Origin of the sequence: Paracoccus simplex (genome assembly GCF_042648325.1) — a bacterium.
In the GTDB taxonomy this organism is placed as follows: domain Bacteria; phylum Pseudomonadota; class Alphaproteobacteria; order Rhodobacterales; family Rhodobacteraceae; genus Paracoccus; species Paracoccus simplex.
Genome location: NZ_JBHRXE010000038.1, coordinates 1 through 641 on the forward strand (window position 1 = coordinate 1; position 641 = coordinate 641).

At 71.3% G+C, this 641-nt stretch carries 1 pseudogene; it reads left to right on the forward strand.

What is annotated here, in order from left to right:
- Positions 1-271 precede the first annotated feature (271 nt).
- Positions 272-641 (forward strand): annotated as a pseudogene (locus tag ACFOMP_RS14115) (DUF533 domain-containing protein); the annotation flags it as partial.

Sequence of the window (641 nt, forward strand, 5' to 3'; positions counted from 1 at the left end):
CGTGACCGATCGTCCCGATGTTGACGTGCGGTTTCGTCCGTTCAAACTTTGCCTTTGCCATCATGGCCTCCTATCGGGGGGGCCACCCGCGCGACAGCCCCCGTCGTGAAACATCCGCCGCGACTTATAATCGCGCCGGGGAAAAATCAAGGGCGCGCCGGCCTTTGCCGCGCCGTCTGTGACCGTGGAACCGGAGCGCCGCGAAGGCGTTGGAATCGCGCAGACAAGGCTGCCCGGCCCGGCGGCCCCGCAACGCATCCGGAGGAACGAGATGAGCCTGATGAAATCCCTCGCCCGCGTCGCGGCTGGCGTCATGCTGGCCAAAGGCATCGGAACCATGATGAAGAACGCCCAGAACCGGCCGCGCAGCGGCTCCGGACAGGGATCCGGCGGCTTGCTGGGCGACCTGTTCGGCAACAATACCGGCGGCGCCGGCAGCCGCTCGACCGGCTCGGGCGGGCTTGGCGACATGCTGGGCCAGGTGCTGGGCGGCCGCCCGGGCGGCGGCAGCGCCTATGGCGGCGCGCATTCGCCGCGCAGCGCCGGCAGCGCCCAGGGCGGGCTGGGCGGCATCCTCGACCAGCTGACCGGCAGCCGTGGCGGCTCGGGATCGGGCGGCGGGCGCGGCGGGATCCTGGGCG